Source organism: Comamonas sp. FUJ_7 (assembly GCF_057369555.1).
Map to the genome: position 1 here is coordinate 40767 of NZ_JBXXZI010000007.1, position 24355 is coordinate 65121.

A 24355-nucleotide genomic window follows, 5' to 3' on the forward strand; every position below is an offset into this window, starting at 1 on the left:
AAAATAAAACCCCGACCAGAAATGGCCGGGGTTTTTTGCAAGCGCTGCAGGACTGGGAGCAAAGAATCTAAACCAGGGGGCTTTTGAAAAAGTCCAGCGCGGCCTTGGCGGCTGCAAAATTGCGCTCGATTTGTTGCTGATGCTCCATGTCGAGGTCAGCCTTGGCCTGCGGCAAGTGTTTTGGTTTGAGGGGTTTTTGTGCGTCAGCCCTTTTGCTGTCAGTGGCTGCTGCTATGGATTTTGCGGATTCCTGCGCCTCAGTCGCATGGGGCAGGAGCCGGGTGAGATCCAGTTCGGGGTTGAGCTGCCACAGGCAGGAAATATAGGTGGCCATGGTGACCGCCGGGTCGCCCCGTTCGACCCTGGCCATGGTGGGCTGAGAAATTCCCAGCCTGGTTGCCCACTGCGCCTGTGTCTCGCCCCGCTGCTTGCGCTCGGTGACGATGCGCTGCGCCAGTTGCTCTATCTGCAAAAGAATGGCGGGAGGAAACTCTGCGGGACTGGTGTTCTGGCGAGGCATGACCTCGATGGTATTTCGGTTTCGCAGTGAGAAAGTGAAAACAGCAGGTTTATGCCGTTGGAGTGTTGCCAGACTGGCTTGCAGCGGCTGCAGCCCGCAGCTTGTCTTTCTTGCTGGGGCGGCGGCCCTTGATGCCGCCATTGCCGTCTTGAGCCACCGGCGGGGGCGGCACTTCTTCGGTGGGCTCAAAACCTTCGAGCTGCTCCAGTGCGATGTCTAACTGGTTGCGTTTGCAGATCAGCTTCCAGTGCGCCGTGTCTGCAGGCATGACAAAAGTAATAGCTGCACCCGCATGTCCGGCGCGGCCTGTGCGGCCAATTCTATGAATATAGTCGGCGGGCGAGCGCGGCAGGTCGTAGTTGATGACGGTGGGCAGCTGTGCAATATCGATGCCGCGAGCGGCCAGATCGGTGGTGATCAGCAACTGCCAGCGCTTGGCCTTGAACTGGTCGAGCACATCCTTGCGCGCACCCTGGCTCATGTCGCCGTGGAAGGTGGTGGCATAGATGCCAGCTTTGTAGAGCTTGTCGGCCAGCATTTCGGCGGTGTGGCGCTTGGCCACAAAGACCAGGGCCCGTTCCCACTCGGGCTGGTCTTCGCCATCTTTGACGAGCTGGCGCAGCAACTGGGTGCGGCGCGTGCTGTCCACGGCAATGGCGCGCTGGCTGATATTTTCGGGGCTGGATGAATGTTCGGCCTCAGCGCCTGCATCGACTTGCACGCGCACAGGGTCTTGCAGCATTTGGGCCGCCAGTGCTTCCACGTTCTGCGGGAAGGTAGCCGAGAACAGCAGGGTCTGGCGCTTGGCGGGCAGCAGGGCAAGCACGCGGTTCAGTTCTTCGGCAAAGCCTTGGTCGAGCAGACGGTCGGCTTCATCCAGCACCAGCTGCTGCACGGTATTCAGGCGCACGGCATTGCTGTCCACCAGATCCAGCAGGCGACCCGGAGTAGCCACCAAAAAGTCGGCGCTGCCGCGCAACTGCATCATCTGCGGGTTGATGGAAACACCGCCGTACACCACCCGGCTGCGGGGTTGATCGTGCAGCTTGCGCGTGAGGTCGCTCAGGCTCTCGTGCACCTGCTGGGCCAGCTCGCGAGTGGGCACCAGGATTAGGGTGGACAGAGGGCGCACAAAGCCAGAGTGAGAGCGCTTTTGCGCCATCCAGCGCTGCAGCAGCGGCAGCAAATAGGCCATGGTCTTGCCCGAGCCCGTGGGCGCACAAGCCCAGAGGTCGCGTCCGGCCAGCACGGCAGGGATGGCCTGAGCCTGGATCGGCGTGGCATCACGCAGGCCCAGATCAAGAGTGGCATCCAGAAGCTCGGCGCGCAGGCCTAGGGGGGCAAAAGACATAAAAGATTCAACCGTCAATAGCGTTGTGCAGGAGGCGCATTGTGCGGGAATTGCCGCGTCGCAGCGAGGCGCAGGGACAAGGCCTGCGACTTGCCGATGAAGAAGGGCGCAGTGAGCGCTGCAGGAGAAGGCTTTGCCTGCTATTGATAAAAGAGCTGCTTGCGCTTGTTAAGTAAAGATTTAAGGTAATAAACAGTCTGAAATCACTGCTTGGAAGGCGCTATGCGCTTTTGTTTTGATAGCTATCGCTATCTATTAAAAAAAGCCCGCAGGCTTTGCAGTCTGCGGGCTTTTGTCACCTCCAGACCCGGTAAGCCGGGCCTGAATGCATCGATTAACGCTCAGCGATAGGCTTGACGTCGCGCGACACGGAGCCGGTGAACAGCTGGCGAGGACGGCCGATCTTGTACTCGGGGTCAGCCATTTGTTCGTTCAGTTGAGCGATCCAGCCCACGGTACGGGCCAGGGCAAAGATGCCGGTGAACAGGTTCACAGGAATGCCGATGGCGCGCTGAACGATGCCGGAGTAGAAGTCCACGTTGGGGTAGAGCTTGCGCTGGACGAAATAGTCGTCTTCCAGAGCAATCTTTTCCAGCTTCTTGGCCAGAGCGAACATGGGGTCGTTTTCCAGGCCCAGCTCGGACAGGATTTCGTTGCAGGTTTCCTGCATCAGCTTGGCGCGGGGGTCGTAGTTCTTGTAGACGCGGTGGCCAAAGCCCATCAGCTTGACGCCGCTGGTCTTGTCCTTGACCTGCTCCATGAACTCGCCGACCTTGGCGATGCCGCCGTTGGCCTGGATGTTCTCCAGCATGTTCAGGCAGGCTTCGTTGGCGCCACCGTGGGCAGGGCCCCACAGGCAGGCCACACCAGCGGAGATGGCGGCGAAGGGGTTGGTGCCCGACGAGCCGCACAGACGCACCGTGGATGTGGAGGCGTTTTGCTCGTGGTCTGCGTGCAGGATGAAGATGCGGTCCAGAGCGCGCTCAACCACGGGGTTGACCTTGTACTCTTCGCAAGGGTTGCCGAACATCATGCGCATGAAGTTGCCTGCATACGACAGATCGTTCTTGGGGTACATGTAGGGCTGGCCCAGACCGTACTTGTATGCCATGGCGACCAGCGTAGGCATCTTGGCGATCAGGCGGATCGCGGCGATGTTGCGGTGCTCGGGGTTGGTGATGTCGGTGCTGTCGTGATAGAAGGCCGACATGCCGCCCACCAGGCCGGTCAGCACAGCCATGGGGTGTGCATCGCGGCGGAAGCCACGCAGGAAGAACTGCATCTGCTCGTTGACCATGGTGTGCTGGGTCACGGTCTCTTCAAACTTGGCCTTTTCGGCTTCGTTGGGCAGCTCGCCGTACAGCAGCAGGTAGCAGGTTTCCAGGAAGTTGCAGTTCTTGGCCAGTTGTTCGATGGGGTAGCCGCGGTACAGCAGCTCGCCCTTGTCGCCATCGATGTAGGTGATGGCGGATTGGCAGGCAGCGGTAGAGAGGAAGCCTGGGTCGTACGTGAACATGCCTGTTTGGGCATAGAGCTTGCGGATGTCGATCACATCCGGGCCGATGCTGCCCTGGTAAACGGGCATCTCCACACTGGGTGCACCATTGCTGAAAGACAGCGTTGCTTTGTTGTCAGCGAGTTTCATTTCCAAACTTCCTTCTCTAGTTTGCCTAGCCTACTGGGGACAGTTACCGGGCTGGCGCTTGCGCACCATCTCCAGTACTTCCCTGACTTCTTGGGTATCGAGTTGTCCTTCTGGCTCCTTGCGGCGCAAGAAGAGATCCATCAGGTCGTTGTCTGCCAGATCCATCAAGGCAGACAGGCCAGTCGCGTGTCTCCGCGTGAGCTGGCTTCCGTAGGTGGCGAAGAACTGCTCGATGAACAGATCGTTCTCAACCAGCCCACGGCGGCTGCGCCACCTCAGCAGGTCGCGCTCACGTTCTTCGAGCAGAGTATTCGTCATCAGCATCAGACGGTTCGACGAACCATCAGCTCCTTGATCTTGCCAATGGCTGCAGTGGGGTTCAGGTGCTTGGGGCACACGTCCACGCAGTTCATGATGGTGTGGCAGCGGAAGAGGCGGTACGGATCTTCCAAGTTATCAAGGCGCTCGCCCGTGGCCGTGTCGCGGCTGTCCGCGATGAAGCGGTATGCCTGCAGCAGGCCGGCCGGGCCCACGAACTTGTCGGGGTTCCACCAGAACGAGGGGCAGCTGGTGGAGCAGCTGGCGCACAGAATGCACTCGTACAGGCCGTTGAGCTCTTCGCGCTCTTCGGGCGACTGCAGGCGCTCCTTGCTGGGGGCGGCATAGATGTCGCTTTGCAGGTAGGGCTTGATCGAGTGGTACTGCTTGAAGAACTGCGTCATGTCCACGATCAGGTCGCGGATCACGGGCAGGCCGGGCAGGGGCTTGAGAACGATGTCGCCCTTGAGGGTGTTCATGTTCGTCAGGCAGGCCAGACCGTTCTTGCCGTTGATGTTCATGGCGTCAGAGCCGCACACGCCTTCACGGCAGGAGCGACGGAAGGCGATGGAGGGGTCCATGGCCTTGAGCTTGACCAGTGCGTCCAGCAGCATGCGTTCGTGGCCGTCCAGCTCCACTTGCACGGTTTGCATGTAGGGCTTGGCGTCCACATCGGGATCGTAGCGGTAGATTTTGAATGTGCGCTTCATGTTGATCTTCTCTCGTGGGCTGCTGGATTAGAACGTACGAACCTTGGGGGGGATGCTGTCCACCGTCAGAGGCTTCATGTTCACGGGCTTGTAGGTCAAGCTGTTGGTGGCGCTGTGCCACAGGGTGTGCTTGAGCCATTCCTTGTCGTTGCGACCCAGCGGGAATTCGGCGTGGTCGGCAGGGTGCTCGTAGTCGTACACGGTGTGTGCACCACGGCATTCCTTGCGGGCAGCGGCCGAGGTCATGGTGGCTTGTGCCACTTCGATCAGGTTGTCCACTTCCAGCGCTTCCATGCGGGCGGTATTCCAGACCTTGGACTTGTCCTTCAGGGTCACGGAGCCGACCTTTTCACGCAGAGCATTGATCTTGACCACGCCTTCATCCATGCCCTTTTGGGTACGGAACACGCCGGCGTGCTGCTGCATGCTGGCGCGGATTTCGCCGGCCAGATCCTGGGCGTAGATACCTTCCTTGGAATTGTCCAGCTGGTTCAGGCGCTCCAGAGTGCGGTCTGCGCCATCGGCAGGCAGGTCCTGGAATTCACCGTAGCCGCCCACGAACTGAACAATGTGCTTGCCAGCCGACTTGCCAAAGACCAGCAGGTCCAGCAGCGAGTTCGTGCCCAGGCGGTTGGCGCCGTGCACGGACACGGCAGCGCATTCACCCACGGCGTAGAGGCCGTTGACCACGTTGTTCTTCTCGCCATCCCAGGACACGACCTGGCCGTGGATGTTGGTGGGGATGCCACCCATCTGGTAGTGGATGGTGGGAACCACGGGGATGGGTTCCTTGGTGATGTCCACGTTGGCAAAGTTGTGGCCGATCTCTTCCACCGAAGGCAGGCGCTTGCGGATGGTGTCGGCACCCAGGTGGTCCAACTTCATCAGGATGTAGTCCTTGTTGGGACCGCAGCCGCGACCTTCCTTGATTTCCTGGTCCATGGAGCGCGAGACGAAGTCGCGTGGAGCCAGGTCCTTCAGGGTAGGCGCGTAACGCTCCATGAAGCGCTCGCCTTCGCTATTCAAAAGAATAGCGCCTTCGCCGCGGCAGCCTTCGGTCAGCAGCACGCCGGCACCGGCCACGCCAGTGGGGTGGAACTGCCAGAACTCCAGGTCCTGCAGAGGAATGCCGGCGCGAGCGGCCATGCCCAGGCCGTCACCGGTGTTGATGAAGGCGTTGGTCGAAGCCTGGAAGATGCGGCCTGCACCGCCGGTCGCCAGCAGCACTGCCTTGGCGTGCAGCTCGTACAGATCACCAGTTTCCAGTTCGATCGCGGTGACACCCACGACATCGCCTTGTTGGTTGCGAATCAGGTCCAGAGCCATCCACTCCACGAAGAAATTGGTCTTGGACTTGACGTTTTGCTGGTACAGCGTGTGCAGCATGGCGTGACCGGTACGGTCAGCTGCAGCACAGGCGCGCTGCACGGGCTTTTCACCATAGTTGGCGGTATGGCCGCCGAAAGGACGCTGATAGATGGTGCCGTCGGCATTGCGGTCAAACGGCATGCCGAAGTGTTCCAGCTCCACCACAACCTTGGGGGCTTCACGGCACATGAATTCCACGGCGTCCTGGTCGGACAGCCAGTCGCCGCCCTTAATGGTGTCGTAGAAGTGATAGTGCCAGTTGTCTTCCGACATATTGCCCAGCGAGGCGGACACGCCACCTTGGGCGGCCACGGTGTGCGAGCGGGTGGGGAAAACCTTGGACAGCGAGGCGACCGACAGACCGGCACGCGACAGTTCCAGCGCAGCGCGCAGGCCGGAGCCGCCGGCACCGACGATCACGACGTCAAACTTGCGCTTGGTGATATTTGCTTTGGAGTAGCTCATTCTTAACCTTCAATCGTGGAGACTGTGTCTCGATCAGAGACGCCACAGAACCTGGATGCCCCAGCCGATGCAGCCCACCAGCCAGACGATGGTGACCACTTGCAAAGAGAGGCGCAGAGCGACAGACTTGACGTAGTCCATCCAGATGTCACGCACACCGATCCAGGCGTGCCAGCCCAGCGCCACGAACAGGGCCAGGGTCAGAAACTTCATCCACTGGGGGGCAAAAATGCCAGCCCACATTTCGTAGCCCACGGGGCCACCCATGAAGAAGCGCACCAGCAGCACAACGGTATACAGGGCCATCAGGACGGCTGTGGAGCGTTGGGCCAGAAAGTCGCGAGTGCCATAGTGCGCACCGACAACAGTGCGCTTGGAGCCGTAATTCACGGACATGCTTGTTTCCTTATCGTGAGGTGTTATTGGCCGCGGGCTGCTTAGAACAGGCCAAACAGCTTTGCGCCCAGAACCACGGTCAGAGCAACGCTGATGACCAGTGTGACAACGGCGGTGGACTTGCCTGTCTGCTTGTTCACGGCGTGATGGTTGATGTCCATCACCAGGTGACGCACGCCAGCGCAGAAGTGGTGCAGATAGGCCCAGATCAGAGCCAGGCAGACAAGCTTGGCAAACCAGCCAAATTGACCTGCAAACACCGAGGTAAAGGAGTCAAACGAAATTTCCGACGAAATCGACTTGTCGAACATCCAGATGATGAAGGGCAAGAGGAGCGCCATCAGCAATCCGCTGATGCGGTGCAGGATGGACACAATACCTGCCAGGGGCAGGCGGTAGGTCGGTAGATCCGTGAAGAAGTTGATATTGCGGAACTCTGGCCGCTGTTTTGCTTTTTGCTCTGTCATGGCAGGGTACTTTCGTGGATGTAACTGCGTTGTAATCGCTAGTGCGAAGCGACACAAAATTCTATTGCAATGCAGCAGAATCCGTTAGTCCAAATTGCTTAGCGTTGATTGGGAATTGGCGCAATCAACACTTTTCCGGAGGGATTCAGTTCAACGCATTGCGGTAATGGTGGGTGTCGGTGCGGTACAAACCGCGTCGTAACTCCATGGGAACATCGTTATAGGTGTAAGCCGTGCGCTCTACGCTCAGCAATGGGGTCGTGCTGGGGATGTTCAGCAACTGAGCTTGTTCGGCATCGGGCAAAACAGCGCGAATCTTTTCATCGGCACGCACCATGCGCACGCCGTAGTCGAGCTCGAACATGGCGTAGGTGGGCCCTTGGTAACTGGACATCTGCTCGGCAGTCAGGCCCTTGAAGGCATTTCCAGGTAGCCAGATGTCTTCCAAAATAGTCGGGATTCCAGCAAAAGACAGGGTGCGGCGCACATGCATCACTGCGTCTCCGGTGCGCAGCGCAAGAGAGCGGGCCACTTCGGCAGGTGCGCGCAGGCGGCGGCATTCAAGAATGTGGCGCTCGGCACGGCCTTCGCCTTGAAGGTCACCTGCGTCGGGGCGCAGGTTCAGGAAGCGGTATTGCACTTGCTGTGCAGCGTGAGTGGCCACAAATGTGCCCTTGCCTTGGCGGCGCATGACTAGGTTTTCTGCGGCCAGCTCATCGATGGCCTTGCGCACCGTGCCCTGACTCACTTTGAAGCGCGCTGCCAGTTCCATTTCACTGGGTATCAGCTCTCCGGGACGCCATTCACCTGCCTCCAGGCTTTGCAGAATCAGTCCCTTGATCTGCTGGTACAGAGGGCTGAAGGCCGGGGTGGAGACGCCGGCGCCACCGCTATGGTTGGCTGGATTGTCCGGGGCTGTGTTGTGAGGGGTTGACATAGTAAATCTTGAAGGTGTTGCCTCCGCGATGCGAAACACAAAACGGTCATTTGACTCTGGTTGCTATATGCGGATCATATCTTATATAAGACATAAGACAAATTGACCGGGATTTGATTTCAGCAGTACACTTGCCGCATGTTTGCGGAGCTTGGGCTACTAGTGGTTACGCTAGTGCCGACAGGCACCTCTAACATCCCACTTTTTTCCAATATTGGAGTCTCACCATGAGCAAGAAGCCCGTCCGTGTCGCCGTTACCGGCGCAGCTGGCCAAATCGGTTACGCCCTGCTGTTTCGCATCGCCTCTGGCGAAATGCTGGGTAAGGATCAACCCGTTATTCTGCAACTGCTGGAAATCCCCGACGAAAAGGCTCAAAACGCTCTGAAGGGCGTGATCATGGAGCTGGAAGACTGTGCTTTCCCCTTGCTGGCTGGTATCGAAGCTCATTCCGACCCCATGACCGCCTTCAAGGACACAGACTACGCTTTGCTGGTTGGTGCCCGTCCTCGTGGCCCCGGCATGGAGCGTGCTGACCTGCTGGCCGCCAACGCCCAGATCTTCACCACCCAGGGCAAGGCTCTGAACGCCGTGGCTTCGCGCAATGTCAAGGTTCTGGTTGTGGGCAACCCTGCCAACACCAATGCCTACATTGCCATGAAGTCGGCACCTGATCTGCCTGCCAAGAACTTCACCGCCATGCTGCGTCTGGACCACAATCGCGCTGCTTCCCAGCTGGCTGCCAAGGCGAACTTCGCTGTGGGCGATATCAAGCACCTGACCGTGTGGGGCAACCACTCTCCCACCATGTATGCGGACTACCGTTTCGCTACTGTGGACGGCAAGTCGGTCAAGGAAATGATCAACGACCAAGCGTGGAACAAGGACGTGTTCCTGCCCACGGTTGGCAAGCGTGGCGCCGCCATCATTGCTGCTCGTGGCCTGTCCTCGGCTGCTTCGGCTGCCAACGCTGCCATTGACCACATGCGCGACTGGGCCCTGGGCTCCAACGGCGAATGGGTCACCATGGGCGTGCCTTCCAACGGCGAGTACGGCATTCCTGCTGGCATCGTGTTCGGCTTCCCCGTCACTACAGCCAACGGCGAATACAAGATCGTCGAAGGCCTGGAAATCGACGCTTTCTCGCAAGAGTGCATCGACAAGACCCTGGCTGAGCTGCAAGGCGAGCAAGACGGCGTCAAGCACCTGCTGTAATTAGGCGCCTATGCAAGACTGGAATCCTGCGCTGTATCTGCGCTTTGCAAACGAGCGCACGCGCCCGGCTGCAGAGTTGCTGGCACGGGTGCCAGACTTGCAACCGGCTCGCCGCCCCCACATTGTGGATCTGGGCTGCGGGCCGGGTAACTCTACCGAATTGCTGGTGGAACGTTTCCCGGATGCCGATGTCCTGGGCATCGACAACTCCGAAGCCATGCTGGACGTTGCGCGCAAACAGTTGCCGCAGGCCCGGTTTGAGGCTGCAGATATTGCCTCCTGGTCACCTGCCGAAGGTGGGCCAGCACCTGATTTGATTTATGCCAATGCCTCCATCCAGTGGGTGGGCGAGCATGAGGCCCTGATTCCTCGTCTGTTGTCGCTGTTGGCCCCTGGTGGCGTGCTGGCGATTCAGATGCCTGATAACCGTCAGGAACCCTCGCACCGAAACATGCGTGAAATTGCGCAGCTGCCCCAGTTTGTGAGGCACATCGGTGACGCGAGCAAGGTAAGAAACGATATTTTGCCCATTGGGGTGTATTACGACTTGCTGGCGGCCCCCGCCAATGAGGTTGCCAGCGTGGATGTGTGGCACACCGTCTACCAGCATCCCATGGAGTCGGCATCCGCGATTGTGCAGTGGCTGCGCGGCACAGGTCTCAAGCCCTTTGTGGAAGGCCTGTCGCAGGAGCTGCAGACAGAGTTTTTGACGGAATACCAGCGCCGCATTGATGCGGCCTATCCCGAGCGAGCGGACGGCAAGCGTCTGCTGGCTTTCCCCCGACTTTTCATGGTGGCTCAGCGCAAGTCATGACGAAAGAAATGGTTCACCCCGCAACTGTGCTGCTGGACGCCCAGGGTGGCGCCACACGCCTTACCGTGTGTGATCACTACAGCGGTGTAGAAGTGCGCATGCGCAAAAGCCTGCAATTGCAGGCCGAGATGATGGCCGAGTTCGGCACCTGCGTGTTTGATGTCACGCTCGACTGCGAGGATGGCGCGCCTGTGGGCCATGAAGCCGAGCACGCCCGTCTGGTGATGGAGCTGGCGAACTCCGCAGCGCCCGGTGCCCGTGTCGCAGCCCGCGTGCATGCGGTGGACCACGCGCATTTCCAGGCGGATATGGACATCATCGCCGGTGGTGCGGCGGGCAAGCTCTGCCACATCATGATTCCCAAAGTGGAATCGGTCGATGACGTGATTTTTGCTGAAAAAGCTCTGCAGCGCGCTACAGATAAGCGCGTGCCGCTACATGTTTTGATTGAGTCGCCTGCCGCTGTGCAGCAGGCCTTCGAGATCGCGGCGCACCCTGCAGTGCAGAGCATCTCGTTCGGGCTGATGGACTTTGTCTCGGCCCACGGTGGAGCCATTCCCGCATCGGCCATGACGGCGCAAGGCCAGTTCGAGCATCCCTTGGTCGTGCGCGCCAAGCTGGAAATTGCCGCCGCCTGCCATGCCCACGGCAAGGTGCCGTCGCACTGCGTGGTCACAGAATTCAAAAATCCTGAGGCTTTGGAGGCTTGCGCGCAAAAAGCCTCGCGAGAGCTCGGCTACACACGCATGTGGAGCATTCATCCTGACCAGATTCGACCGATTTTGCGAGCTTTTTCGCCCGCAGAGGACGAAGTGAAGCAGGCAGCACAAATACTTACTGCTGCGGCGGTGCAGAATTGGGCGCCCATCAGTTTTGGTGGTGTACTACACGACCGCGCCAGCTACCGCTATTTCTGGCAGTTGCTTGAGCGCGCTCATCAGACGGGGCAGGCCTTGCCGGTTGATGTGCAACCCTGGTTTGCCTTGGCTCCAACCCATTGAACTCATAACAAGTCTGCAGGAGCTATTCCTATGAAGACCCTGATCGCTACTTTGATGATTGCCCTTCCTCTGGTCGCAGTCAGCCACACGGCTGCCGCCCAGACATCCTCCAAGGCCAAGGCTGCGGCAACCAAGAAGGCCCCTGCCAAAAAAGCGCCAGCCAAAAAAGGCAAGGCCGCTGCTGCTGCGGCCGCCGGAGTTGGCGCTGCTGCTGTAGCCGCGGCTGCCGTCCCGCTGGGTGCGCAAGAGCTGGCTGTGGCCGAGCGTGTGCACAAGGGCCGTATTCCCTGCGAGCTGGGCGCTTACGTGAACGTGAACGCCGATGCTGCCAACCCCGGTTACTTCATCGTGGACGGCCGTGGCTTCAAGTACCACATGTCGCCTGTGGCAACGACCACCGGCACCGTGCGCCTGGAAGACAAGGCCGCCGGTGCGGTCTGGCTGCAGATCGCCAACAAGTCCATGCTGATGAACCAGAAGGCGGGTCAGCGTCTGGCCGACGAGTGCATGGCACCTGAGCAACAGCAAGTGGCAGAAGCCATTCGCAAAAACCCACCTCCTAGCCTGCTGGGCAACTGATCCAGCAAGGCTCAGAGATGCTGCTGCCTCGCACTCAGCGGCATCTGCGTGATTCGCGCCTCAATGCGCAGCCTTTTTCAAAAACCATTGGAGAGAACCCATGTTGAAAGCCTATCGTGACCATGTGGCAGAACGTGCCGCACTGGGCATCCCACCGCTGCCTCTGGATGCCAAGCAGGTCGCTGAGCTGATCGAGCTGATCAAGAACCCGCCCGCCGGCGAAGAAGAGTTTCTGCTGGATCTGCTGACCCACCGCGTGCCACCCGGAGTGGACGACGCGGCCAAGGTCAAGGCTTCCTTCCTGGCTGCCGTCGCTCACGGCGACCTGAGCGTGGCGCTGATCTCCAAGTCCAAGGCCACCGAGCTGCTGGGCACCATGGTGGGCGGCTACAACGTTCACTCTCTGATCGAGCTGCTGGACGATGCCGAAGTCGCTGGCGTGGCTGCTGACGCGCTGAAGAAGACACTGCTGATGTTCGACTTCTTCAACGACGTGGCAGACAAGGCCAAGGCCGGCAACGCCAAGGCCAAGGAAGTGATGCAAAGCTGGGCGGATGCCGAGTGGTTCACTTCGCGCCCCAAGGTCGAAGAAAAGATCACCGTCACCGTCTTCAAGGTGCCTGGCGAAACCAATACCGACGACCTGTCGCCCGCTCCCGACGCCTGGAGCCGTCCCGACATTCCTCTGCACTACCTGGCCATGCTCAAGAACACGCGTGCTGACGCGGCGTTCAAGCCTGAAGAAGACGGCAAGCGCGGCCCCATGAAGTTCATCGAAGACCTGAAGGCCAAGGGCCACATGGTTGCCTACGTGGGTGACGTGGTCGGTACCGGTTCTTCGCGCAAGTCCGCCACCAACTCCATCATCTGGGCCACCGGCATGGACATTCCCTTTGTGCCTAACAAGCGCTTTGGTGGTGTGACCCTGGGCGGCAAGATCGCTCCTATCTTCTTCAACACGCAAGAAGACTCCGGCGCGCTGCCTATCGAAGTCGATGTGTCCAAGCTGGAAATGGGTGACGTGATCGACGTCTACCCCTACGCTGGAAAGATCGAAAAGAACGGTGAAACCGTCGCTAACTTCCAGCTGAAGTCTGACGTGCTGCTGGACGAAGTGCAAGCTGGTGGCCGTATCAACCTGATCATCGGTCGTTCGCTCACTGCCAAGGCTCGTGAAGCCCTGGGTCTGCCCGCATCCACTGCTTTCCGTCTGCCCCAGGCTCCTGCAGAGTCCAATGCCGGTTTCACGCTCGCCCAAAAGATGGTGGGCCGTGCCTGCGGTCTGCCTGAAGGCCAGGGCGTGCGCCCCGGTACTTACTGCGAACCTCGCATGACCACCGTGGGTTCCCAAGACACTACCGGCCCCATGACCCGTGATGAGCTGAAGGACCTGGCTTGCCTGGGCTTCTCGGCCGACATGGTGATGCAGTCCTTCTGCCACACAGCCGCTTACCCCAAGCCTGTGGACGTGAAGACCCACCGTGAACTGCCTGATTTCATCAGCAACCGTGGCGGCGTGGCCCTGCGTCCTGGTGACGGTGTGATCCACAGCTGGCTCAACCGTCTGCTGCTGCCCGATACCGTAGGTACCGGCGGTGACTCGCACACCCGTTTCCCTATCGGTATCTCCTTCCCAGCAGGCTCGGGTCTGGTGGCTTTCGGGGCTGCGACGGGCGTGATGCCTCTGGACATGCCTGAGTCCATCCTGGTGCGCTTCAAGGGTCAAATGCAGCCTGGCGTGACCCTGCGCGACCTGGTGCACGCCATTCCTCTGTACGCCATCAAGCAAGGTCTGCTGACCGTTGCCAAGGCCGGCAAGATCAACGAATTTTCGGGTCGCATCCTGGAAATCGAAGGTCTGCCAGACCTGAAGGTCGAGCAAGCATTCGAGCTGTCCGACGCCTCTGCCGAGCGTTCTGCCGCCGGTTGCACGATCAAGCTCAATCCTGAGCCGATCAAGGAATACCTGACTTCGAACATCGTTCTGATGAAGAACATGATCGCCGACGGTTACCAGGACGCCAAGACGCTGCAGCGCCGCATTGAGAAGGTCGAAGCCTGGCTGGCCCAGCCCGACCTGATGGAAGCCGACAAAAACGCCGAGTACGCCCACATCATCGAAATTGATCTGGCCGACATCACGGAACCTATCGTCTGCTGCCCCAACGACCCTGATGACGCCAAGTTCCTGTCCGACGTGGCCGGCACCAAGATCGATGAAGCCTTCATCGGCTCTTGCATGACCAACATCGGTCACTTCCGCGCCGCAGCCAAGCTGCTGGGCGGCCAGCGTGACATCCCCGTCAAGCTGTGGGTGGCTCCTCCCACCAAGATGGATCAGAACGAGCTGATCAAGGAAGGCCACTATTCGGCTTTCGGCACCGCCGGTGCGCGTACCGAAATGCCCGGCTGCTCGCTGTGCATGGGTAACCAGGCTCAGGTGCGTGAAGGTGCGACCGTGATCTCGACTTCCACCCGTAACTTCCCCAACCGCCTGGGCAAGAACACGCAAGTGTTCCTGGGCTCGGCCGAGCTGGCAGCCATCGCTTCGCGTCTGGGCTACCTGCCTTCCAAGGAAGAGTACCTGAAGGAAATGGGCGTGATCGATGCCGACAAGGCCTCCGTCTACCGCTACATGAACTTCAACGAAATCGCTGAGTACGCTGAAGTGGCCGCCAAGGTTTAATCAAGCCTCATGAGTCAGCCGGATTGCTCCGGCCTCTCATGCCAAAAGCCCGTGCATTCTTTGCGCGGGCTTTTTTATTGCCTTTGTTTTGATAGCTGGGAGCGCTCAGGAATCAATACTTTCAGGCTAAAAAGTGTCTGAGGTTCTTTATTGACAGGCGCAATGCGCTATTGTTTTTATAGATTTGTATGTTCATGCACTGCCATGAAAAAGGCGCAGAAAGGCCGACGGGCACAGCGTGTATGGATGAAAGTATTCCGTCCCACATCACGCAGTCAGCGCTTATGTGCACAATGCAAGAGAACAAGTGCTTCCCTGTGTCTCATTGATGGAGAGTCTCACGATGCCTCATGCTTTTGCTAAAACGCTGAAGTCTTTTGAAACCGAAGATGGCAAGAAAGGAAAGTTCTATTCCTTGCCAGCGCTGGCCAAGCAATTTCCTGAAATCAAGCGGCTGCCGGTATCCATTCGGATTGTTCTCGAATCTGTGCTGCGCAACTGCGATGGCCAGAAGATCACCGAAGAACATGTGGCGCAGCTGGCGCGCTGGCAGCCTAGGGCAGAGCGTGTAGAGGAAATTCCATTTGTCGTCTCGCGCGTGGTGCTGCAGGACTTTACGGGCGTGCCCCTGCTGGCCGATCTAGCCGCCATGCGCAGCACCGCCGCCAAGCTGGGCAAGAAGCCCAAGTCCATTGAGCCGCTGGTGCCCGTGGACCTGGTGGTCGATCACTCCATCATGGTCGATTACTTCGGCACCAAGAAGGCGCTGGACCTGAACATGAAGCTGGAATTTCAGCGCAACCAGGAGCGCTATCAGTTCATGAAATGGGGCATGCAGGCCTTTGATACCTTTGGCGTGGTGCCGCCGGGCTTTGGCATTGTTCACCAGGTCAACCTGGAGTATCTGGCGCGCGGCGTGCACAAGACCAAGGGGGGCAAGGACGGTGATGTTTACTACCCCGACACCCTGGTCGGCACCGACAGCCACACCACCATGATCAACGGCATTGGCGTGGTGGCCTGGGGTGTGGGCGGCATCGAGGCCGAAGCGGCCATGTTGGGCCAGCCCGTGTACTTCCTCACGCCCGACGTGGTGGGCTTTGAGCTCACAGGGCAGCTGCGCGAAGGTGTGACGGCGACCGACCTGGTGCTCACCGTCACGGAAATCCTGCGCAAGGAAAAAGTGGTTGGCAAGTTTGTCGAGTTCTTTGGGGAAGGCACGCGCAGTCTGTCGCTGCCCGACCGCGCCACCATCGGCAATATGGCGCCCGAATATGGGGCGACCATGGGCTTCTTCCCGGTCGATGAAAAGACCATCGAGTACTTCAAGGGCACGGGCCGTACCAAGAGCGAGATTCAGGCCTTCGAAGCCTATTTCAAGGCCCAGAACCTGTTTGGGGTCCCCAAGGCGGGCGAGATCGATTACTCGCAGGTGGTCAAACTCGACTTGGGCAAGGTGGCCCCCAGCCTGGCCGGGCCCAAACGCCCGCAGGACCGCATCGAAATCGGCCATGTGGCCGGGCAGTTTGATGAGCTGTTCAGCGCTCCTGTGGCACAAAATGGCTTCAACCTGCCCGCCGACCAACTGACGCGCCGTCATCTGGTGACGCCTGATAGTCCCGAAGCCTTGCAGCCAGAGAGCAAGCCGCTGCCCACCGATGCCGAGCGCAACAAGGCCGAGATGGTGAGTAATACGCCCAAGACTGGCAAGGCCGAAGCCAGTGCCATTGCCGCAGAGGCCAGCCAGGCGGTAAAGCCCCGAGAAAAGAGCTTTGATATCGGCAGCGGCGATGTGCTGATTGCGGCCATCACCAGCTGCACCAACACTTCCAACCCCAGCGTCATGCTGGCGGCAGGCCTGCTGGCCAAAAAGGCGGTGGAGGCTGGCCTCAAGGTCAAACCGCATATCAAGACCTCGCTGGCCCCAGGCTCGCGCCTGGTCACGAAGTATCTGAGCGAAGCGGGTCTACTGCCCTATCTGGAAAAACTGGGCTTTGCGTTGGCCGGCTATGGCTGCACCACCTGCATCGGCAATGCGGGTGATCTCACCCCCGAGATCAATGCCACCATCACGCAGAACAACCTGGTCTGCGCTGCCGTGCTCTCGGGCAACCGCAACTTCGAGGCGCGCATTCACCCCAATATCAAGGCCAACTTTCTGGCCAGCCCTCCGTTGGTGGTTGCCTATGCGATAGCGGGCACGGTACGCAAGGACCTGATGACCGAGCCGGTGGGCCAGGGCAAGGGGGGCAAGGACGTGTATCTGGGCGACATCTGGCCCAGTAGCGAGGAGATACAAGCCCTGATCAAGTTCGCCATGAACGGCAAGGCGTTCCGTAGCAACTACGAGCAAGTGGCCAGCGAGCCGGGCAAGCTCTGGGAAAAAATCCAGGGCGTGACGGGGTCTACCTACACTTGGCCTCAGAGCACCTATATCGCCGAGCCGCCATTTTTTGCCGATTTTGCTCTGGAATTGAAAGCGCCTGGCGCAGGTGAACCAAGCGTTGCAGCTGAAAAAAGCTCAAACGCCTATGCCGTGCATGGGGCCCGCATCATGGCTTTGTTCGGGGATTCCATCACCACCGATCACATTTCACCCGCAGGCTCTATCAAAGAGACATCGCCCGCTGGAAAGTGGCTGCTTGAGCACGGAGTGCAAAAGGCCGATTTCAACAGTTATGGTTCGCGCCGGGGCAACCATGAGGTGATGATGCGTGGCACTTTTGCCAACGTGCGCATCAAGAATCTGATAATTCCGGCTGCGGCCGATGGATCTCGCGAGGAGGGCGGTTTGACGCTCTACCGCGACGATCACGGCAAGAGCGAAAAAATGGCGATTTACGACGCCGCCATGAAGTACCAGGCAGCAGGCCGGGCCACCGTGGTGCTGGCGGGTGAGGAGTACGGCACGGGGTCCAGCCGCGACTGGGCGGCCAAGGGGACGCAACTGCTGGGCATCAAGGCCGTGGTGGCACGCAGCTTCGAGCGCATTCACCGCTCCAATCTGGTGGGCATGGGTGTCTTGCCGCTGCAATTCAAAGGCAAGGACAGCTGGCAAAGTCTGGGTCTGACGGGCGAAGAGTTCATCGACGTGATTCCTGCCGAAGACCTGGCGCCACAAAGCGATGCCGAGCTGATCATCACAAGGCCTGATGGCAGCAAGCAGTCGGTGACAGTCAAGCTGCGTATCGATACGCCGATCGAGGTGGACTACTACCGCCATGGCGGCATCCTGCCTTATGTGCTGAGACAGCTGCTGAGCTGATGGCTCTGAGTCGCCCATCAAAAAACCGTGCTTTCAGGGCACGGTTTTTTATGGGCGGTTGGCGTGGTTTCACCAACCATTAGAAGGTATTACTTGGCTGGGCCAGAAATAGACACGGTTTGTGCTGTTTCACCATTTTCGGAGTCTTTCAAAATGATGATTTTGTAGCCATTCACCATGTAGGCAGCACCCCACATGGTGAAGCCGGGCTCGGGAGACCAGCCCTTGGCGCTGAACAGCTGTGCTGTGTCGACGACCATGCCCTCTGAGGATTTAACGCTGCCATCGGCGGCCACAATGAATGCTGCGGTATCGCCATTGATGCCCTCGATTCCGCAGGAGAACTCATCATAAGAGCCAGCCATTTCGGCCAGGCTGGCTGGCTTGGTTGCTGCTGCGCTGACGGCGATATTGGTGTATTTGTCCCAAGTGCCAGCGCAAGCCATCAGCACCGCTTCATCTGCAAAGAACTTGCTGCGAGCTGTTGGCAGTGTGCCGCTCCAGGTTGCGTTATTGCCTCCATCATTCGAGCTCAATTTGATGTCGCCGAGGTCAATGCTCCAAATGGTGGCATCGCCATAGCGTTGACCATTCAGGGTCATCACAGAATGATCTTGCTTATGCAGCGTATAGGTGACGGGAGCGACCTTGTCGCCGTACTGGCTCTTTGTGGTGGCGTCCTCAGCCACTGTCTTTTCGCTCGAGGGCGTGAACTTCGGGCTGTTGTCCGAACCACTGCCGCTGTTGCTGCCACCACCAGGCTGTTCGGTGCTGGGCTTTTTGTCGCCGTCACTACCACCACCACCGCAAGCGGCCAGCATGGAAGCGCAAGCAATGGCAATCGAAATCTGAGCCAGTTTGGCGGTAAAAGTCTGCTGCATTGGTTTTCTCCTATTGTGGGTCATCAAAATGCCGCTGCCTGAGAATCAAGCTCATTTCAAAGAAATGTGCGGTTACCCCCTTATTCGTTGGCAGGCTCACAAAGGTTCAAACTTTTTGACACATTCTTTGCATTTGCTGTGTGTGTCTTACGCTCCACTGTGGTTAACGGCTATGATTGCCGCAGTTATTTTTGTTACCCCTAGATTTAAATATGGTCATGGAGCGTTCTCGGTCGGTGCAAGATTTATTGCATGCCATGCATCTAGGGGATCAAAAGGCATTACGCACTGTCTGGCAGCAATGGGCTGGCAAGGTTCAGGCCTTTGTTCACATGCAATTGGCAATATGCGGAGATGAAGCAGTAATGCTTTCGCAAGAAGTAACCGCTGACGTCTTTCACGATATTTGGACCGACCCTTTGCGTTATGACGGGCGCGTTGCCTTTAATACATGGCTATATACGCTGGCGCGAAACAAAGCGGTGGATTGCCGGCGAAGCTGGCAGCGCCGAGTGCAGGTGGAGCAGGCTGCAGGTGATGATGATTTCACTTCAGTGACCGATGACACGCCAGGCCCTGAAGAGCGGCTCAATGCTGCTCAGGATAAAAAAGCCGTGCTGTATTGCCTGATGCGTTTACGTAACCCCCTGCAGCGAGAGGCTCTGATGCTCTGGGCGGTGGAAGACATGCCCTTGGTCGATATTGCACAGACGCAGCAATGTCCTGAAAACACCGTCAAGACCCGTTTGTTTCATGGACGCAAGAATCTGCGCACCTGCCTGCAGCAATGGCTGAGGCTGGAGGTGAACTGAAATGACTGCCTATCAAAACTCAGAGCCAAGCTCGCAGGAGCAAGAGCGTTTTGACAGTGAACTGCCTGCCTGGCTTGCGGGTCAGCTCAGTGACGATTCTGCTGCCTGGATGGAAGATATGCAGGCTAAGCATAAGACGCTTGCTTTGCAGGCGTTGTGGCTCAGAGACGCGCGTGCAGCCATTCGAGATGAGGCTGCCAGCCAGAACACGGATGCAGCATGGGCGTTGCTGGAAAAGCGTATGCAGGCCGATAGTTTTGTGCAGCCAGTATCGCCACGACCCAGCAAAGAGGCTGCTGCACGCGAGCCCAAGGTTGCGCGCTGGCTGCAATGGTTGCTGGGGCATCCTGGCTGGGCCAATGCAGCTGCGGCAATGGCCGTAGTGCTGGTGGTGGGGCAGGCCGCGTGGATTGCGGCTGGGCCGGGCTCAGGCCAGCCTGTGGTTGAGGCGGATGCCGATACACCAGCCTGGCGCTCGCTGGATTTGGATGATCTTCAAGCCAGCGGTGTACGCATTCAGCTGCGACTGAAGGCGCAGAGTCTGAGCACTGACCTGACCACCATTGCCCGCGACTTGAGCGCTGATGTACCTGCAGCGTGGCTGGCACAAGCCGATGGCTCGTGGCTGTTGCAGCTAGGGGGCAAAAATGCCGATGCACAGGTGTTGCTGGCCAAGCTCAAGGCGCACCCGCAAGTGGAGCAAGCACAGCTGCTGCCATGAAGCGTAGAGCCTTGTTGCAAGCAGGGGGCGCTGCCAGTGTGTCCCTGCAGAGTTTTTTGCTTCAGGCTGCGCAGGCACCGCGCCGCCATGCATTGCTGATTGGCGTCAGCGCTTTGCTCAATCAGCCGCGGCGCTTCTGGCTGAAGGGGCCGGTCAATGATGTGGTGCTGGTGCGGCAATCTTTGCAGGCGCATGGCTTCAAACCCGCTGACATCAAGACACTGGCCGACAACGCCATGGCGCAGCCTGCTGCTTTGCCTGATGCGCACATGCCCTCGCGCGCAAGCATTCTCAAAGCCTTTGCAGATCTGCGCCAGCGCATTCGCCCCGGTGATGCCGTGATGCTGTACTGGTCAGGCCATGCTGTGCGTGCGCCAGGGCCGAAAAAAGCGGCGGCGGAGGTAGATGGTAGAAGCACTTTTTTGCTGGCCTCAGATGCTGTGCGTCAGTCAGGTTTAGACGGCTGGCCCTTGCGCGGAGCCGTGGCCGATGCCGAACTGGGTGCGGCGATTGATGATTTTCTGGCGCTGGGTGCACATGTGTTTACCGTCATGGACGTGTGCTATGCCTCATCGGCCACGCGCTCAGTGACTGAAGATGTGCAGTGGCGCGGGCTGAGAGTGAGTGAGCTGGAAGAGCTGGAGGAAAGCCGCAGGCCTGCAAGCAATCATTCGGGCGATGCCTTGCCCGCTGTATTACCGCCGGCAAGGCCGCGGCCTGCGGGGTTTGTGGGCCTTTATGCCTGTGATGACATGCAGCGCACGCCGGAGTGGACGCTGAACGGCCAGCCGCAAGGCGTATTCACCTATGCGATGGTGCAGGCACTGACGAGTGCTGCAGCGGCGGAGCGTTACTCATCGCTGGCTCAGCGTACGCTGGATTTGCATGCACAGCTGGCACGCAGTGGGCCGGTGGCGCAGTCTCAATGGCCTTCGCCTGTGTTTGAGGGCAGCTTGCAGGCACCGCTGTGGACTCGGGCGAGCCTGCCAGGCTGGAGCAAACCTGCATCGCTCGCCAACCACGGGCAGTCATGGAGCTTGCCAGCCGGTCTGCAACTGCTGCTGACGGTGCAAGAGCCAAGCAAGCCCATCAATCGCATGGATCTGGTAAAGCTGGCGGCTGGGCGACAGTTTCTGGGGCAACTGGCTTTAGGGACGCGGTTTGATTTGCAGCTCGTCAACTCGGCTGCGCAGGCCTTGTATGTGCGCATTTTTTACGAAAGCAGCCAAGGCCGCTGGCAAGCGCTTTACCCCGAGCGTGCAGCTGACGCTGCCCTGCTGCCGCAGGGACTTCCGGGTCGCCCGGCCAGCTGGCAAAAAACACTGCTGATCAACCAGCCAGAGAAGCGGCCTGAGTCATTGATCTGGGTGGTGGCACCGGCAGACTCCAGGCGCTGGATTGAAGATGCCTCAGCCGTCTTGCCCAGCCACTCCTGGCAGATGGAGCTGGGCTGGCAGTCGGTGAAGTAGCTTTGATTGGTATGGCGTGTAAAGGCTCTTACTGCGCCGCAGCCAGCAGCACAAAGCCGCTCCAGTAATACGGGTGGGCCAGCGTGTCACCGCTGCCGTGGGTTGTGCTGGTAACAAGGCCCCGGGTCTGGGCCTGAGAAGCTTTGCCTTCAGACGACAGCAGTGCCAGCTGAGCAGCGCGCAGAGCCTGGGCATGTGGCATGCCCTGGGTCAGAGCGCTGTAGAAGGCGTGCATCAGCTCCTGTGTTCCCTCATCTGCCACGGCCCACAGGCTGGCCAGGACATTGCGTGCGCCGCGTGCCTGCGCCATCCAGGCCAGGCTGTCCACGGCCAAGCCTTGCTCTGAAGGGCCTGATGGCAAAGCGGTTTCGCAGGCGGAGAGGGTCAGCAGATCCAGCCCGTCAAAGCGAAAGCTGGGATCGTTGAGTTCGCCCAGCGTCAGCAACTGCCCATTGCCCAGATACAGGCCCGATGCCTGGCCATTGCCCGGCAGCAGTCGGAAGTGGCTGGCCAGATGCACCACCTTGCGCGACTGCAAGGCTGCTCGCAGGCTGTCGGCGGTGAAGGCATCATCTTGGCTCGCATCGTGCTCAATGCCGCTGGTGGTGGCCAACTGGGCCAGTCCATTAATTTCTTCCCTCACCTTGGGCAGGGGGGGTAAATCTGCGGCAGCGCGGCTTGAGCTTTGCAGGCTCCAGCCTTTGCGGGTCAACGCCGTCTTTGGTACAGGGTTGACTTCCGCGCTGGCGGTGACGCCTGTGTCTTGCGGTAGTGCATAGGATTCGCCCAGCCAATGCTGACCATCATGCAATGCGGCCATGGGCAGGTAGCGCAGCGCTCCTTCAAGATGCACGCGCACTTCAGGGGCCTGCCCGGCGGCAGCCTCAGGCATGGGTTGCGGCAGCCACTGCATCAGCGGTTGCCACAGCTGGCGGTAGAGCTTCTGGGCCTGAGCTTGTGGGTTGCTGCCGGGCTGCTGCAGCTCGCGTCGCAGCAGGGCAATGTCTTGCGTCAGCTGCTTTTGCGCGAGTGGCAGGCGCAGATGCTGCTCAGGCTGGTGGCCGCGGCGGATGACCACATAAATATGCTCATGGGCGGGCAGATACCGCACCTCAGTCTGATTGGCGGCCAGCGTACTCAGGCGGGTCGCGGGTGCTTGATTGGTGGAGGATTCAGGCAGGCGCTGATCCAGAATCTTTGCAGCTTGGGCCAGTGTTTTTGGCAGCTGTTTGCTATTGTTTTCTCTGTCGAGCCAGGCTGCCTGCAGCGAGGTCTGCAGCGGCTGGATGGCTGCGTCGTGGGCTTGTTCGGCAGGGGTGAACTCCAGCGCGCTTTGCGTGGATTGATAGCTGCGAACCAGTCGGTGATAGCTTTGCTCGCGGGCCAGTGTCAGGGCTTTTTCGGCCTCTGCAAAGCGCTGGTATTGCAGCAGCCATTCGGCCAAGTCCTCATACATGGCGCCACCAGCGCGCAGTATGGATTCATATTGATTGGTAGGAAGATTCTTGGCGTTGCGCAGCAGGCGTTGCTGTGCATTGATGGCCTGCTTGGTGTAGTAAATCGCTTCGGGATAGCGCTCCCGGTCGGCCATGGTCTCACCAATGATTTTGGGTGCCACCCATTGCCAGTGGTCAATTTGCCGGGCGATGCCGATGGCCCAGGCCTGCGCCGCGGCCAGTCCAGCTTCCGCATAGCGCTCCTGTCTGCCAAAGTTCTCAGCCTGCTGCAAAAACAGATAGGCGTGACCATCGCTGCCCGCGCCGCGCAGCTTGATCTCTTGCGCTATCAGGCGCTGAAACTGCTTGTCATCGGTTTTGGGGCCGGTCATGCACTGGGCTACGGCTCGGTTCACACCTTCCATATCTCGAAATTCCGGGCGCTTGCTCATGGCCTTGGCCTGTGCGCACCAGTGCTGGTATTCCTTGCTCAGCTTCAGGTGCTTGGTCAGGTACATCAGGTGATAGACGTTCCAGGCAGCATGGTGCGGGTCGTTTTTCAGTCCGGGCATCAGCTCTTTGGACATTCGCAGAGCCAGTTCTGGCTCGCCCATGGACCCCGCCAGACTGGCGCGCTGAAAGCGAAAGCTGCGGCACAGGTCTTCCACACAGCGCTTCAGTGGCTGGGGTAGCTGTGGCTCCAGTTCATTAGCCAGTTGCAGCGCCAGTGGGTAGTTGCCCACGGTAATGGCGTCGTACATGCGCAAATACAGCAGCCACTGGGTGCTGCGGTGGCTCGGCCCCAGCGCCTGCAGTGCAACGGCGTAACTCTGGTCGCGGCTGGCATCGCGCTGCTCTTTCTGGGCTTGCGCATCGTACAGATTGGCTTGCATATGCAGCGCAAGAGCGTAAGCCTGGCCATGGTCTGGCGTTGCAGCCTGCTCCCACTGCTGCTTTAGTTTTGAGAGCGCCTCTCGCAATATGGGAGAGCCTTGTAGCGGTTTTTTATCATGGATGAGAACCGCAGCCTGAAACACCCCGAAGAGCGGCATGCTGTCGGGGTCACGCTCTTGCTCTAACTGGTGCACCAGTGTTCGCAGCGCTGCGAAATCGCCCTTGTCGTGCAGGTCTGCAAGGCGGTTTCGCTGTGCGATGGTAATGGCCGGGCGTTTAGTTGCTGCAGCTGCAGCCGTCGCGCGGGCTTCTTCGGCTGACGAGGCAGGCACCATCGCAGACGCCAGCAGCCCTACCGTGATCCAGAGACTTGCAAGGCGTTTGATGTGAGGCACCTGCTTCATGG

The 24355-nt window shown here is 59.2% G+C and carries 20 protein-coding genes; 9 read left to right on the forward strand and 11 right to left on the reverse strand.

Annotated features, from left to right (window positions below; all coding sequences use genetic code 11):
* Positions 1-67: 67 nt before the first annotated feature.
* The 9 genes from AC2I9W_RS11830 to AC2I9W_RS11870 form a co-directional block, all read right to left on the reverse strand.
* Positions 68-520 (reverse strand): helix-turn-helix domain-containing protein, encoded by a 453-nt coding sequence (locus tag AC2I9W_RS11830; protein ID WP_486410156.1) that lies wholly within the window; start codon positions 518-520, stop codon positions 68-70.
* 49 nt (positions 521-569) lie between these two features.
* Positions 570-1871, reverse strand: a complete 1302-nt coding sequence (locus tag AC2I9W_RS11835; RefSeq protein ID WP_486410157.1) for a DEAD/DEAH box helicase — start codon at positions 1869-1871, stop codon at positions 570-572.
* A gap of 334 nt (positions 1872-2205) precedes the next feature.
* Positions 2206-3516: a citrate synthase gene (locus AC2I9W_RS11840; RefSeq protein ID WP_486410158.1), complete on the reverse strand. Its 1311-nt coding sequence runs from the start codon at positions 3514-3516 to the stop codon at positions 2206-2208.
* Positions 3517-3546: 30 nt separating this feature from the next.
* Positions 3547-3840: an FAD assembly factor SdhE gene (locus tag AC2I9W_RS11845; protein ID WP_158390658.1), complete on the reverse strand. Its 294-nt coding sequence runs from the start codon at positions 3838-3840 to the stop codon at positions 3547-3549.
* Positions 3840-4544 (reverse strand): succinate dehydrogenase iron-sulfur subunit, encoded by a 705-nt coding sequence (locus AC2I9W_RS11850; RefSeq protein WP_158390660.1) that lies wholly within the window; start codon positions 4542-4544, stop codon positions 3840-3842. Before AC2I9W_RS11850 ends, AC2I9W_RS11845 begins: the two co-directional genes overlap by 1 nt.
* Before the next feature lie 27 nt (positions 4545-4571).
* A complete protein-coding gene (gene sdhA / locus AC2I9W_RS11855) occupies positions 4572-6377 on the reverse strand; it encodes a succinate dehydrogenase flavoprotein subunit (RefSeq protein ID WP_486410159.1) in 1806 nt (601 codons plus the stop codon).
* A gap of 33 nt (positions 6378-6410) precedes the next feature.
* Positions 6411-6773: a succinate dehydrogenase, hydrophobic membrane anchor protein gene (sdhD, locus tag AC2I9W_RS11860; protein ID WP_486410160.1), complete on the reverse strand. Its 363-nt coding sequence runs from the start codon at positions 6771-6773 to the stop codon at positions 6411-6413.
* Between the two features lie 41 nt (positions 6774-6814).
* Positions 6815-7240, reverse strand: coding sequence for a succinate dehydrogenase, cytochrome b556 subunit (sdhC, locus tag AC2I9W_RS11865; protein ID WP_486410161.1), 426 nt, complete (start codon positions 7238-7240; stop codon positions 6815-6817).
* Positions 7241-7385: 145 nt separating this feature from the next.
* Positions 7386-8177 (reverse strand): GntR family transcriptional regulator, encoded by a 792-nt coding sequence (locus AC2I9W_RS11870; protein ID WP_486410162.1) that lies wholly within the window; start codon positions 8175-8177, stop codon positions 7386-7388.
* 227 nt (positions 8178-8404) lie between these two features.
* Between AC2I9W_RS11870 and AC2I9W_RS11875 the strand changes: the two genes are divergently transcribed.
* The 6 genes from AC2I9W_RS11875 to AC2I9W_RS11900 all read left to right on the forward strand — a co-directional run bounded on the left by AC2I9W_RS11875 (position 8405) and on the right by AC2I9W_RS11900 (position 17736).
* Positions 8405-9391 (forward strand): malate dehydrogenase, encoded by a 987-nt coding sequence (locus AC2I9W_RS11875; protein ID WP_486410163.1) that lies wholly within the window; start codon positions 8405-8407, stop codon positions 9389-9391.
* A 10-nt stretch (positions 9392-9401) separates the two neighbouring features.
* On the forward strand, positions 9402-10205 hold the full coding sequence (tam, locus tag AC2I9W_RS11880) for a trans-aconitate 2-methyltransferase (protein WP_486410164.1): 804 nt from the start codon (positions 9402-9404) through the stop codon (positions 10203-10205).
* Positions 10202-11206 (forward strand): HpcH/HpaI aldolase/citrate lyase family protein, encoded by a 1005-nt coding sequence (locus AC2I9W_RS11885; RefSeq protein WP_486410165.1) that lies wholly within the window; start codon positions 10202-10204, stop codon positions 11204-11206. The genes tam and AC2I9W_RS11885 overlap by 4 nt, the downstream gene beginning before the upstream one ends.
* Before the next feature lie 30 nt (positions 11207-11236).
* Positions 11237-11785, forward strand: a complete 549-nt coding sequence (locus tag AC2I9W_RS11890) for a hypothetical protein (RefSeq protein WP_158390676.1) — start codon at positions 11237-11239, stop codon at positions 11783-11785.
* Between the two features lie 100 nt (positions 11786-11885).
* A complete protein-coding gene (acnB, locus tag AC2I9W_RS11895) occupies positions 11886-14471 on the forward strand; it encodes a bifunctional aconitate hydratase 2/2-methylisocitrate dehydratase (protein WP_486410166.1) in 2586 nt (861 codons plus the stop codon).
* A gap of 343 nt (positions 14472-14814) precedes the next feature.
* A complete protein-coding gene (locus AC2I9W_RS11900) occupies positions 14815-17736 on the forward strand; it encodes an aconitate hydratase (protein ID WP_486410167.1) in 2922 nt (973 codons plus the stop codon).
* An 89-nt stretch (positions 17737-17825) separates the two neighbouring features.
* On the opposite strand, the gene AC2I9W_RS11905 is transcribed toward AC2I9W_RS11900, so the two are convergent.
* Complete coding sequence (locus tag AC2I9W_RS11905) at positions 17826-18617, reverse strand: hypothetical protein (protein WP_486410168.1); 792 nt, start codon at positions 18615-18617, stop codon at positions 17826-17828.
* 212 nt (positions 18618-18829) lie between these two features.
* Here AC2I9W_RS11905 and AC2I9W_RS11910 point away from each other — a divergent pair, with 212 nt between their 5' ends.
* Genes AC2I9W_RS11910 through AC2I9W_RS11920 form a run of 3 tightly spaced genes read left to right on the forward strand, consistent with a single transcriptional unit; the run spans position 18830 to position 21619 of the window.
* Entirely contained in the window at positions 18830-19429 is a 600-nt protein-coding gene (locus tag AC2I9W_RS11910) for an RNA polymerase sigma factor (protein WP_486410169.1), read from the forward strand.
* Between the two features lies 1 nt (position 19430).
* Entirely contained in the window at positions 19431-20150 is a 720-nt protein-coding gene (locus AC2I9W_RS11915; protein WP_486410170.1) for a hypothetical protein, read from the forward strand.
* The gene (locus AC2I9W_RS11920) at positions 20147-21619 is read left to right on the forward strand and encodes a caspase family protein (RefSeq protein ID WP_486410171.1); all 1473 of its coding nucleotides are present in this window, start codon (positions 20147-20149) and stop codon (positions 21617-21619) included. Before AC2I9W_RS11915 ends, AC2I9W_RS11920 begins: the two co-directional genes overlap by 4 nt.
* A 28-nt stretch (positions 21620-21647) precedes the next feature.
* Here AC2I9W_RS11920 and AC2I9W_RS11925 read toward each other — a convergent pair whose 3' ends face one another.
* Positions 21648-24353 (reverse strand): CHAT domain-containing protein, encoded by a 2706-nt coding sequence (locus AC2I9W_RS11925; RefSeq protein WP_486410172.1) that lies wholly within the window; start codon positions 24351-24353, stop codon positions 21648-21650.
* Between the last annotated feature and the right edge of the window lie 2 nt (positions 24354-24355).